Genomic DNA, 12,500 nt, shown 5'->3' with positions numbered 1-12,500 from the left:
TTAAATAAAAAAAAATGAAAAGTAAAATAACCATATTGATTTTAATATTCATGACTACTTTTAGTTATGGACAACAAGATGCGCAATTCACTCAGTACATGTACAACAGTATGAGTATCAACCCAGCCTATGCAGGTATGCGAGAAAAAATGAGCATTTTTGTATTACATCGTACCCAATGGGTGGGACTTGAAGGTGCGCCAGTTACAAACAATGTTTCAATTCATTCGCCAATAAATGGAGGTAATATGGGTTTAGGACTATCGATATTAAATGATAAAATCGGACCAACAGATGAAACGGATGTAGGTTTCAATTTCTCATACAGCGTTCAAACTTCAGACAACTTTAGATTATCATTCGGACTTAAAGCATCTGTGAATTTACTTAATATTGATTTCAACAAACTTACCTATTTAACACCCGATAAAAGTTTTGGTGACGGCAACGTTGATAATAGATTTTCTCCTAATATAGGCGCTGGGGTTTATTTTTACTCTGACAATTCCTATATTGGATTATCTGTTCCAAACTTTATCGAAACCTCTCATTTTGATAAATACAAAGGAAGTGGTTCGATAAGTTATATTGCCAAAGAACGTTTACATTACTTTTTGACAGCTGGATATGTATATTATTTAACTGATGACATCAAATTCAAACCTTCATTTTTAACTAAAATAACGCAAGGAGCACCGTTACAACTTGACCTTTCAGCAAACTTTATGGTGAATGAAAAATTTGTCGCTGGCCTTTCTTACCGATGGAGTGCTGCAGTTAGTGCAATGGTCGGTTTTCAAGCCACCGACTCGTGGTTTATCGGCTATGGTTACGATTTAGAAACGACCAAATTAGCACATTATAATTCAGGGTCACATGAGATATTTTTGAGATACGAATTATTTAATAAATATGACCGAATCGTTTCTCCTAGATTCTTCTAATAATTAAGAAAATGAAATTAAAAAAAATTATATACAGTACTTTTTTATTCTTAGCAGCACTTCAAGCGTTTTCACAAAAAGCAAGTGTTGAAGCTGCTGACAAACAATATGAGCGTTTTTCCTTTATTGATGCAATTAAAACTTATGAACGAGTAGCTGAAAAAGGCTATAAGGATGAAAAAATGTTCCAAAAATTAGGCAACGCTTACTATTTTAATGCTGAATTGAGTAAAGCAGGTAGATGGTACGAAGAGTTATTTGCGATGAATGCAAACCAAGAACCTGAATATTACTATAGATTTTCACAATGCTTAAAGTCTATTGGTGAATACAAAAGAGCTAATAAAGTACTGGAAGAATTTAATGCCAAATCTGGTAATGATCAAAGAGCAAAATTATATGCTTCTAATAAAGATTACCTGGAAGACATTAAAGCAAACTCGGGTCGTTTCAATATTGAAGATGCAGGTATAAACTCAAACTACTCAGATTACGGAACTGCCTTCTTTGGAAACAAATTAATATTTGCATCTGCAAGAGACACTGTAGGTGTATATAGAAGAGTATTTAAATGGACCAATCAATCTTTTACCAATTTATATAGTGCAGAAGTTACTCCAAATGGCCGTTTAGGGAAACCCGTTAGATTTGCAAACAAAATTAATTCAAAATTTCACGAATCAACTCCAATATTTACTAGAGATGGTAAGACAATGTACTTTACACGTAACAACTTCTTGGATGGAAAAAAAGGTAAAGACAGTCAAAAAATAACTTTATTAAAAATATACAGAGCATCGCTAGAAAATGATAAATGGACCAATATTATTGAACTCCCTTTCAATAGTGATGACTATAGCATTGCGCATCCAGCTTTGAGTCCAGATGACAAAGAGTTGTACTTTGCATCCAACATGCCAGGAACACTAGGTCAATCTGATTTATTTAAAGTGACTATTAATTTTGATGGAACATTTTCTAAACCAGAAAATCTAGGAAAAAGCATTAATACTGAAGGAAGAGAAACATTCCCATTCATTTCTGATGACAACGAATTGTACTTTGCCTCTGATGGACGTCCAGGATTGGGAGGTCTAGATGTCTTTGTAACGGATATAAAAGGAAATACCTTTAGTGAAGTTAAAAACATAGGAGAACCTATTAACGGAAATAAAGATGACTTTGGTTTTTTCATTGACAGTAAAAGTAGAATAGGATTTTTTACTTCCAATAGAGATGGTGGACATGGTTATGACGATATTTATAAATTCTCGGAAACGAGAAAACTAAAATGTGAACAAAACCTATTTGGTACTATTTCAGAAAATGAAACAGGGAAACCAATCGACAATGCAAGAGTAAGTTTACTTGATGAAAATTTCACTTTTATAAAAGAAACGTACACTAATGCAACAGGTAAATATCGTTACAAAGACATAGATTGTGGTAAAAAATATTATGTCAGAGCCGAGAAAAGGGATTTTGAAACTAATGAAGGTAAAATTAGTATTGACAAAAAAATGGGTGATAGTGAACTTTCAATTGGCCTAGACAAACGTATAAAAATGTTTGGGATCGGTTCTGATTTAGCTAAAACATTAAACATACCTATAATTTATTTTGATTTAGATAAATCATTTATTAGAAAAGACGCTGCTTTTGAGCTAGAAAAAGTCTTAGCTGTAATGAAAGAATATCCAAAAATAAAAATCGATATTCGTTCCCATACTGACTGCAGACAAACCGCTACTTACAATGAGGCATTGTCAGACAGAAGAGCAAAATCAACAAGGGATTGGTTAATTAAAAATGGAATTGAAACCAGTAGACTAACCGCTAAAGGCTATGGTGAGTCACAATTATTGAATGATTGTTCTTGCGAGCCAACAAACAATTCTAATTGTTCTGAAGAACAACATCAATTGAATAGACGAAGTGAATTTATTGTTGTTGCAGTAGATTAAAAAAATTAAACTTACAAAAGGGTTTGACTAAATAAAGTCAAACCCTTTTTGCATTACAGTATAGAATCTTTGGGGTACTAAAACCTTTGATTATCTTTGCAACCTAAATTTGATATCCTTGTCACAAAAAATTGCCATTACTGCCTTAGCCTCTATCTCTCCTTTGGGTTCGAAACCACTTGAAATCTGGAACAATTACTTGAATTCTAAAACTTGTTTTTCTAAACAGTTTTTGGACCATCAAGAAACTTTAGTGGGCGCTATTAGCAATGAAGATGCTATTAGCTTAAAAAAATTAAGCGCATCGGACTCCAAGTATAAATCGCTGGACAAAACAGTTTTACTAGCTATCAGTGCTTCGCGCCAAGCCATTGCTCAAGCTGGCTGGACAAAAGGGGATGATTTTGGAATCAATATTGGTTCTTCTCGAGGTGCGACGGACTTATTTGAAAAACACTATAAAGAATATTTGGAATCTGGAAAAGCACAGACGCTCGCCTCCCCTACTACTACGTTGGGAAATATTTCTTCTTGGGTTGCACATGATTTACAAACTACTGGTCCAGAAATATCCCATTCTATTACTTGCTCTACTGCCTTACATTCTCTATTGAACGGAATTGCTTGGTTGAAAGCTGGGATGGCAACAAAATTTTTGGTTGGTGGTAGTGAAGCACCATTGACCGATTTTACCATTGGGCAAATGCGAGCATTAAAAATCTATTCTAAAAATCAAGACGAATATCCTAACAGAGCTTTGGATTTAGATAAAAAGCAAAACACTATGATTTTGGGCGAAGGTGCCTCAGTATGCTGTTTGGAATTGGGTGAAAAAGAAAATGCTCTGGCCTATGTGGAAGGTTTTGGTTATGCTACTGAAATTTTGGAACATAATATTTCGATTTCAGCAGAAGCAATTTGTTTCCAAAAATCGATGAAAATGGCTTTAGCAAATATTGACATGTCAGATATTGATGCTATTGTTATGCATGCACCCGGAACTGTAAAAGGTGATTTGACAGAATACAAAGCAATTCAGAAAATATTCAGTGAAAATTTGCCTTTGTTAACTACCAATAAATGGAAGACAGGACATACTTTTGGTACTTCGGGCATGTTAAGTATTGAATTAGCAGTCATGATGTTACAATACAATCAATTCATCCCTGTTCCTTTTGCGAAAGCACAACAACAAACAAAACCGATTCGAAAAGTATTAGTGAATTCGGTTGGTTTTGGCGGAAATGCTGTGAGTATATTGCTGAGTATTTAAGATTAACAATTTTTGATTTTAAAAAAACATAGATTACAATACTTTTTTATCATTTATTACAAAGATTATTATGATTTCTTAAATTTCTAAAATCTGTGTTCCCAAAAAAAACACCTCATAACCTCAATTAAAAAAATCTGTTTTTATCCGTGTCTTTGCATTAGAAAATCCGTTTTATCAGCGTCCCAAAATCGTACGGATTATTTTACTCCAATTCCTTGACGCGATCATAAACCAAAAAAGACTCAAACCCTCTCCTTAAAAAATAATCACAGAATTTTTTTCTCTTTTTCAAGACATTCTTTTCGGTTATCGTTTCCCAATGTTTTTGAGACCAAATTTCAAAATTAGAATCATACTCCTCCTTTATTTCCTTTAAAGCGATTTTAATTAAGGTTTGATTGATTTTTCGAAATTTCAGTTCGTTGGTAATTCTAATTTTACCCCAATGCTTGATACGGTGTTTCCCCCGAGCATAACTGCAGGCAAAACGCTCTTCATTTAGAAAATTATCAGTAATGAGCTGGCTTATGATGACATCAACCTCATCTCTATCCATTTGCATTTCGCGTAATTTAGAAATTACTTCTTCATGGCAACGATCTTGGTAAATACAATAAAATTCTATTTTTCGTTTTACTTCTTGGAGAATATGCATTGATTTTTTATAGTGTTTTAAAAAGGGAAAATTACAAAATTCATCTAACATAGTAACTAAATAATTTTCAATAATAATTCACAATACCCTCTCTATCAATCATAAATACACTTAACAACTGTTAAATCATACACTTAATCGATAAAAAAAACCTATTATCGTCTTTAATTCGTAATTAAGTTAGGGAATAATAAATTTGCGAGTTGAAAATTCGTTCATCACGAGATCATATTACTTTTATGAGACAAATATTTAGGGTTTTAATAATGTTATTCTTTTTTGTTCACAATGTTAATTCACAATGTACATTAACAGGGAATATCAATGCCAGCTCATACGATTGCGGAAATAACAGTGCGAGTTCTAGTCCTTTAAATTCATGCATAGGTGTAAATAAAATCGTATACATTGGAGATGGCACTACCCCAACCATTGTAGCCATGAATGTTGATTTCAACCTTACTTGTTTAGGTCCAATACAATTTATCATTAGAGATAAAGCTATTCTTGATTTTGACGGAGGTAATAATAAAAATTTAGCTTTAGCAGAAGGGTCCTCCATAACTATTGAGCCAGGTGGGAGTTTAAAATCTGACAATAATTGTGGAGCATCAGATTTAATAACGATTGGAAACATTAAAGTCGCTTCTTGCAATGGAGGGTCAGCATTATCAAACTTTGCAACTTTTATAAGCAATGGAGGATATAGTTCAGTTAACGCATCTGCGTCAACAAGTTCTATTTGTAATTCAGGTACTTCAACAATGACCGCTACAGCTAACCCATCCAATGGAGCTACGTACAAATGGTACGATGCCGCAAGTGGAGGAACACTTTTAAAAACAGGTGCATCATATACAACTCCTACAATCACTTCTACAACAACTTATTATGTTGAAGCTATATATTCATCTTACACCACTGTAAGAAAAGCAGTATCTATAACAGTAAGTCCTACAAGTGCTGGAGGAACAGCATCCTCAAACCAAACCATATGTAATGGTAGCTCACCTTCAAATATTACTCTTTCAGGTCAAACGGGGACAATTCAGTGGCAATCATCAACAAACAATAGTACTTTTTCAAATATTTCAGGAGCGACATCTTCTACATTAACTAGTGCACAAATGGGAACATTAACCGCAACTCGATATTACAGAGCGGTTGTAACGAGCGGTAGTTGTGCTTCTACAAATTCAAACACAGTAACTGTAACTATAAATCCAACGACAGTCGGAGGCTCAATTTCTGGGGGAACAACACCTTTTTGTCAAGGAGGAAGTACTGGAACCATGACTTTAAGTGGCCATACAGGGTCAATTATTCAATGGGAAAGGCAAGTAAACAATGGAGGTTGGACGAATGTTGGAAACGGAGGGTCTACAACCTATTCTGAAACACCTTTTTCAGACGGTAATTGGCAATACAGAGCATTAATAAAAAGTGGTTCTTGCCCTGAAACTTATTCGTCTACAAGAACAATCGCAGTTGACCAAACTCCCGTAGGTGGAGCCGTTAATGGTGGAAATACGCCTATTTGCCTTAATGGTTCTACAGGGAATATGACATTAGGTTCAGGATACGTGGGAACAATTATACGTTGGGAAAAAAGATTAAATGGAGGTTCTTGGACTAATATCACAAACACAACAACAACTTATTCAGAATCACCTTCAACAGCTGGTACATGGGAGTATAGAGCTTTAGTAGGCAACGGAAATTGTACATCTGTTTATTCTTCTGCTTTTTCAGTAACAGTAAATCCTACATTAACTATTACTTTAGGAGTTAACCCTATAGTTTGTCAAACATCAACAACAGCCTCACTTTCTTATTCTGCAACAACTGGAAGCCCAGCACAATGGAATATCGATTTTAATGCTGCCGCAAACACTGCTGGTTTTAGCGATCAAACTAATAGCTTGAGTGGCACGTCTGGATCAATTACAATTAATGTACCATATAGCACTGCTAGCGGTACATACAACGGAAATTTAACTGTGCTTACTTATACTCCTTCTTGCACTAGTACAACTTATCCAATAAGCGTTACCGTTAGCGCTAACCCTACTGCTAATGCAGGTGGTGCTTTGGCAGCTATTTGTCAAGGGAGTACTTCTGCAGCTATGGGTGGTTCAGTTGGTGGTGGTGCAACTGGTGGTACTTGGTCTGGAGGTGCAGGAACTTGGACTAACACTAATAATCCATCAACTGCAACTTATAAAGCTAGTGCAAGCGAATCAGGAAGTATTACTTTAACTCTAACAACTTCAGGTGGATCATGTGGGACAACGACAGCTACCAAAACTATAACCGTAAACCAAAATCCTACTGCTAATGCAGGTGGTGCTTTGGCAGCTATTTGTCAAGGGAGTACTTCTGCAGCTATGGGTGGTTCAGTTGGCGGTGATGCAACTGGTGGTACTTGGTCTGGAGGTGCAGGAACTTGGACTAACACTAATAATCCATCAACTGCAACTTATAAAGCTAGTGCAAGCGAATCAGGAAGTATTACTTTAACTCTAACAACTTCAGGTGGATCATGTGGGACAACGACAGCTACCAAAACTATAACCGTAAACCAAAATCCTACTGCTAATGCAGGTGGTGCTTTGGCAGCTATTTGTCAAGGGAGTACTTCTGCAGCTATGGGTGGTTCAGTTGGCGGTGATGCAACTGGTGGTACTTGGTCTGGAGGTGCAGGAACTTGGACTAACGCTAATAATCCATCAACTGCAACTTATACAGCTAGTGCAAGCGAATCAGGAAATATTACTTTGACTTTAACAACTTCTGGTGGGGCCTGTGGTACTACTACTGCAACTAAAACCATAACGGTAAATCCTAATCCTACGGCAACTGCTGGAACGGCAGTAAGTGCCATCTGTCAAGGAGCCACTTCAGCTGCTATGGGCGGTTCTGTAGGTGGTGGCGCAACTGGTGGTACTTGGACTGGAGGTGCAGGAACTTGGACTAACGCTAATAATCCATCAACTGCAACTTATACAGCTAGTGCAAGCGAATCAGGAAATATTACTTTGACTTTAACAACTTCTGGTGGGGCCTGTGGTACTACTACTGCAACTAAAACCATAACGGTAAATCCTAATCCTACGGCAACTGCTGGAACGGCAGTAAGTGCCATCTGTCAAGGAGCCACTTCAGCTGCTATGGGCGGTTCTGTAGGTGGTGGTGTAACTGGTGGTACTTGGACTGGAGGTACAGGAACTTGGACTAACGCTAATAATCCATCAACTGCAACTTATACAGCTAATGCAAGCGAATCAGGAAGTATTACTTTGACTTTAACAACTTCCGGTGGGGCCTGTGGTACTACTACTGCAACTAAAACCATAACGGTAAATCCTAATCCTACGGCAACTGCTGGAACGGCAGTAAGTGCCATCTGTCAAGGAGCAACTTCAGCTGCTATGGGCGGTTCTGTAGGTGGTGGTGCAACTGGTGGTACTTGGACTGGAGGTACAGGAACTTGGACTAATGCAAATAATCCATCAACTGCAACTTATACAGCTAGTGCAAGCGATTCAGGAAATATTACTTTGACTTTAACAACTTCTGGTGGGGCCTGTGGTACTACTACTGCAACTAAAACCATAACGGTAAATCCTAATCCTACGGCAACTGCTGGAACGGCAGTAAGTGCCATATGCCAAGGAGCCACTTCAGCTGCTATGGGCGGTTCTGTAGGTGGTGGTGCAACTGGTGGTACTTGGACTGGAGGCGCAGGAACTTGGACTAACGCTAATAATCCATCAACTGCAACTTATACAGCTAGTGCAAGCGATTCAGGAAATATTACTTTGACTTTAACAACTTCTGGTGGGGCCTGTGGTACTACTACTGCAACTAAAACCATAACGGTAAATCCTAATCCTACGGCAACTGCTGGAACGGCAGTAAGTGCCATATGCCAAGGAGCCACTTCAGCTGCTATGGGCGGTTCTGTAGGTGGTGGTGCAACTGGTGGTACTTGGACTGGAGGCGCAGGAACTTGGACTAATGCAAATAATCCATCAACAGCAACTTATAAAGCTAGCGCAAGCGAATCAGGAAGCATCACTTTGACTTTAACAACTTCTGGTGGGGCCTGTGGTACTACTACTGCAACTAAAACCATAACGGTAAATCCTAATCCTACGGCAACTGCTGGAACGGCAGTAAGTGCCATCTGTCAAGGAGCCACTTCAGCTGCTATGGGCGGTTCTGTAGGTGGTGGTGCAACTGGTGGTACTTGGACTGGAGGCGCAGGAACTTGGACTAACGCTAATAATCCATCAACTGCAACTTATACAGCTAGTGCAAGCGAATCAGGAAATATTACTTTGACTTTAACAACTTCTGGTGGGGCCTGTGGTACTACTACTGCAACTAAAACCATAACGGTAAATCCTAATCCTACGGCAACTGCTGGAACGGCAGTAAGTGCCATCTGTCAAGGAGCCACTTCAGCTGCTATGGGCGGTTCTGTAGGTGGTGGTGCAACTGGTGGTACTTGGACTGGAGGTGCAGGAACTTGGACTAACGCTAATAATCCATCAACTGCAACTTATACAGCTAGTGCAAGCGAATCAGGAAGTATTACTTTGACTTTAACAACTTCCGGTGGGGCCTGTGGTACTACTACTGCAACTAAAACCATAACGGTAAATCCTAATCCTACGGCAACTGCTGGAACGGCAGTAAGTGCCATCTGTCAAGGAGCAACTTCAGCTGCTATGGGCGGTTCTGTAGGTGGTGGTGCAACTGGTGGTACTTGGACTGGAGGTACAGGAACTTGGACTAATGCAAATAATCCATCAACAGCAACTTATACAGCTAGTGCAAGCGAATCAGGAAATATTACTTTGACTTTAACAACTTCTGGTGGGGCCTGTGGTACTACTACTGCAACTAAAACCATAACGGTAAATCCTAATCCTACGGCAACTGCTGGAACGGCAGTAAGTGCCATCTGTCAAGGAGCCACTTCAGCTGCTATGGGCGGTTCTGTAGGTGGTGGTGCAACTGGTGGTACTTGGACTGGAGGCACAGGAACTTGGACTAACGCTAATAATCCATCAACTGCAACTTATACAGCTAGTGCAAGCGAATCAGGAAATATTACTTTGACTTTAACAACTTCTGGTGGGGCCTGTGGTACTACTACTGCAACTAAAACCATAACGGTAAATCCTAATCCTACGGCAACTGCTGGAACGGCAGTAAGTGCCATATGCCAAGGAGCCACTTCAGCTGCTATGGGCGGTTCTGTAGGTGGTGGTGCAACTGGTGGTACTTGGACTGGAGGCGCAGGAACTTGGACTAACGCTAATAATCCATCAACTGCAACTTATACAGCTAGTGCAAGCGAATCAGGAAGCATTACTTTAACTCTAACAACTTCCGGTGGAGCTTGTGATACTACTACTGCAACTAAAACTATAACGGTAAATCCAACACATACAATCACTGCGGCTTCTAATCAAACGGTTTGTCAAAACACTGCTATGACCGCTATTACAATGACTTTAGGAGGTGGTGCTACTGGAGCAACTGTAATAGGATTGCCTGCAGGTGTTACAAGTACTGTTTCTGGAGCAACAGTAACTATTAGCGGAACTCCTACTGGAAGCGGCTCTTTCCCATATTCTGTTACCACAACAGGAAATACTTGTACAAATGCAAGTACAAATGCGACAATAACAGTAAACCCAATTCCATCACAACCAACTATAGGAACAATAACCCAACCAAACTGTATAAGCGAAACTGGAAGTGTGGTTCTAAGTAGTCTACCACCTTCAGGAACCATTAATCAAACTGGAACAGCAACAACTACTTATATTATTACTGGAACTACAATGACAATCACAGGCTTAAATGATGGTTTATATAATTTCACAACAACAAGCTTAGGCTGCACATCACCTCCAAGCGAAACTATTGTTCTGAATAAATCAAAAACAAATACGTGGAATGGAAGTTCTTGGAGTCAAGGTTCTCCAGTTTCATTAAATGACAAACTCGTTTTTTCTGGTAATTATTCTTCAGCTACAGACGCTAACATTGATATTTTAGGTTGCTCTTGCAAAGTAACTGGAGGAGCAAACGTAACAATTGGAACTGGTCGAACAATGACAATAGTTAATGAAGTGGAAATTTTAGGATCTGGCTCTTTAACTTTTGAAAACACCGCCAGCTTAGTACAAATTAATAATGATGCGATTAATTCTGGAAACATTACCTATAATAGAACAACAGGAACTGTATTAAAAACAGACTACACCTATTGGTCATCCCCCGTAGCCGGCTTCACTTTAGGAGGAATTAAAGCAGGAACTTTATATTATTCTTTTAATGCCTCTGGTAATTATTGGGCAAAAGCAAGTGCTTCAACTTCCATGAATCCAGGGGTCGGCTACATTGTTAGAGGGGAAGGAACTGGTTTTAACACAGGCTCTACTGTGGTAACAGCTCCTTTTTCTGGAAAACCAAACAATGGTAACATAGGGGTTTCTATCGTTGGAGGAGATGCGTCTAACCTTATCGGAAACCCATATCCTTCTGGAGTTGATGCAGATGCCTTTTTATTTGCTAACAATAGTGCATTAGAAGGAACTTTGTACTTCTGGGCACACAGAACGGCTATTCAATTAGCTACGGATATAACTATTGGGACTGCTGGAAGCGGAAAATACGCCTATACATCAGATGATTATATAACTTACAACTTCACAGGAAGTGCTAGTCCTGAAGTAACAAACGGAATAATTGGTGCTGGACAAGGTTTTATAGCCACAGGATTATCTGGTGGAACAGCAACTTTCACGAATAGTATGCGCTTAGGCACTTCTGGAGAAGTATTGAATAATTCCAAATTTTTCAAACCCGCTGCTAGCTCTAAAACGGCAAAGAATACAGCTACGAACAAAATCGAAAAAAATAGAGTTTGGCTAAAACTGACTAATACCCAAGGGGCTTTAAAACAAATGTTGATTGGTTATATTACTGGAGCTACGAATGATTATGACAGAGGGTATGATGGAGTAAGTTATGACGGAAATAGCTTTATTGACTTTTATAGTATTAATAAAAATACCCCTTTAACAATTCAAGGAAGAGCTTTACCTTTTCAAGATACAGATTTGGTTCCACTTGGATACAGTTCGACAATTGCTGGTGAGTTCACCATTTCAATTGACAAAACAGATGGTACATTAAGTAATCAAAATATTTATTTAGAAGATAAACTAAACAATACAACACAAAACTTAAAAGAGAACGGATATACCTTTACTACCGCTAAAGGCATTTTCAACAACCGTTTTGTATTAACTTATAAAATACAAAACACTCTTGGTGTTGAAGAAATTGAAACACTAAATAATGGCCTAATCATTTCTCAAAATGAGAATGAAATTAAAATTGCTTCTTCTGAATTAATCAGTGAAGTATTATTATTTGACTTTACAGGTAAATTACTTTTGCACAAATTAAAAATTAATAATCCAGAGCTATTACTTACAAACATTCCTACAACAGAACAAATGATACTTATCAAAGTGAAGCTGAATAACGGTAAAACCATAAATAAAAAAATCGTTTTTTAATCTGTAAAATACTATTTCAAAATCCCATCCAGTAACGGATGGGATTTTTTT

At 38.0% G+C, this 12,500-nt stretch carries 5 protein-coding genes; 4 read left to right on the top strand and 1 reads right to left on the bottom strand.

The annotated features are described in order from the left end of the window. The first annotated feature begins 14 nt into the window (after positions 1-14). The 3 genes from ABZP37_RS04900 (at position 15) to ABZP37_RS04890 (ending at position 4,181) form a co-directional block, all read left to right on the top strand. Complete coding sequence (locus tag ABZP37_RS04900) at positions 15-944, top strand: type IX secretion system membrane protein PorP/SprF (protein WP_366186109.1); 930 nt, start codon at positions 15-17, stop codon at positions 942-944. Between the two features lie 11 nt (positions 945-955). Then, positions 956-2,908, top strand: a complete 1,953-nt coding sequence (locus ABZP37_RS04895) for an OmpA family protein (protein ID WP_366186107.1) — start codon at positions 956-958, stop codon at positions 2,906-2,908. A 118-nt stretch (positions 2,909-3,026) separates the two neighbouring features. Next, entirely contained in the window at positions 3,027-4,181 is a 1,155-nt protein-coding gene (locus ABZP37_RS04890) for a beta-ketoacyl synthase N-terminal-like domain-containing protein (protein ID WP_366186105.1), read from the top strand. 205 nt (positions 4,182-4,386) lie between these two features. On the opposite strand, the gene ABZP37_RS04885 is transcribed toward ABZP37_RS04890, so the two are convergent. After that, entirely contained in the window at positions 4,387-4,839 is a 453-nt protein-coding gene (locus ABZP37_RS04885) for a RecX family transcriptional regulator (RefSeq protein ID WP_366186103.1), read from the bottom strand. Positions 4,840-5,078: 239 nt separating this feature from the next. Between ABZP37_RS04885 and ABZP37_RS04880 the strand changes: the two genes are divergently transcribed. Next, a complete protein-coding gene (locus ABZP37_RS04880; protein ID WP_366186101.1) occupies positions 5,079-12,449 on the top strand; it encodes a T9SS sorting signal type C domain-containing protein in 7,371 nt (2,456 codons plus the stop codon). Positions 12,450-12,500 lie beyond the last annotated feature (51 nt).

Origin of the sequence: Flavobacterium ovatum (assembly GCF_040703125.1) — a bacterium.
GTDB classification, from domain to species: domain Bacteria; phylum Bacteroidota; class Bacteroidia; order Flavobacteriales; family Flavobacteriaceae; genus Flavobacterium; species Flavobacterium ovatum.
The sequence above is the reverse complement of the archived record's forward strand: the minus strand, read 5'-3'. Positions and strand labels throughout refer to the sequence as shown.

Excerpts from the sequence above, each read along its gene's own strand:
- ABZP37_RS04900 (WP_366186109.1), top strand. The coding sequence starts at position 15 with ATGAAAAGTAAAATAACCATATTGATTTTAATATTCATGACTACTTTT.
- ABZP37_RS04885 (WP_366186103.1), bottom strand. The coding sequence starts at position 4,839 with ATGCATATTCTCCAAGAAGTAAAACGAAAAATAGAATTTTATTGTATT.
- ABZP37_RS04880 (WP_366186101.1), top strand. The coding sequence starts at position 5,079 with ATGAGACAAATATTTAGGGTTTTAATAATGTTATTCTTTTTTGTTCAC.
- ABZP37_RS04895 (WP_366186107.1), top strand. The coding sequence starts at position 956 with ATGAAATTAAAAAAAATTATATACAGTACTTTTTTATTCTTAGCAGCA.